We start from the raw sequence: 750 nt of genomic DNA, 5'->3' as shown, positions 1-750 counted from the left end.
GCGTCCGACGCTCGTGAATCAGAACAATACCTTCTGCAAGCAAGGTAATATGCTGAACCTCTTTTAATCGACGCTGCTCCAGCCTTTCAGCAATCGGTTTGAATACAAAGCTCGCCAGGATTAAACCATAAAAGGTACTAACCAAGGCAAAACCCATAAGGCTTGCCGCCTCAGAAACGGCTCTGCCCTGCTCCAAGATAAAAGCCATATTGAGCAAGGCCAGCACGGTACCGGCAATACCAAAAGTCGGTGCAAGATTCGCCAGGGTGCGGAAGATGCCTATATAGCGCCCTTCATTTAAATTTACCTGGCTAATCTGCCAATTGAGAAGTGAAAGAATATCGTCGCTTGGCTGGCGATCCCTGATCATCTGCAGCCCCTTTTTCAAAAAAGGTTTATCCAGTTTTGATAAATCCCGGTCGATCAGGGTGTATTGGTTTCTAAACCAAAGCTGAGCAAAATGAAGAATGATATTGGCTTCGTTTGCCACGTCAGAGTGCTCGGCTTTATTTCTTGGAAAAGCTTGTCGAAATGCGGCAAGGCAATCGTCAAATGAGTGACTCAAGACAGCCCCGGTAAACGTTCCCAAAACCACAAGCAACAAACCTGGAAGGTTCAAAAACTTTAAAGGTTCAAGGCTTGATAAGGCCAGCACCAGAACAAAGGCAGCCAACAGTAATAAAACAAGAGTGCGGCCCGTTAGCTTCTGCCGGGAAAGAGCTTTAAAAGACATGAGATTATTCCATCAAT

At 45.9% G+C, this 750-nt stretch carries 1 protein-coding gene; it reads right to left on the bottom strand.

All coding sequences use genetic code 11. The annotated features are described in order from the left end of the window. On the bottom strand, positions 1–733 hold a 733-nt coding region (locus A3766_RS02090; protein WP_068641566.1), incomplete at its 3' end, for a motility protein A. Between the last annotated feature and the right edge of the window lie 17 nt (positions 734–750).

Source organism: Oleiphilus sp. HI0132, from assembly GCF_001635845.1.
This window is presented reverse-complemented; position numbering and strand designations above follow the sequence as displayed.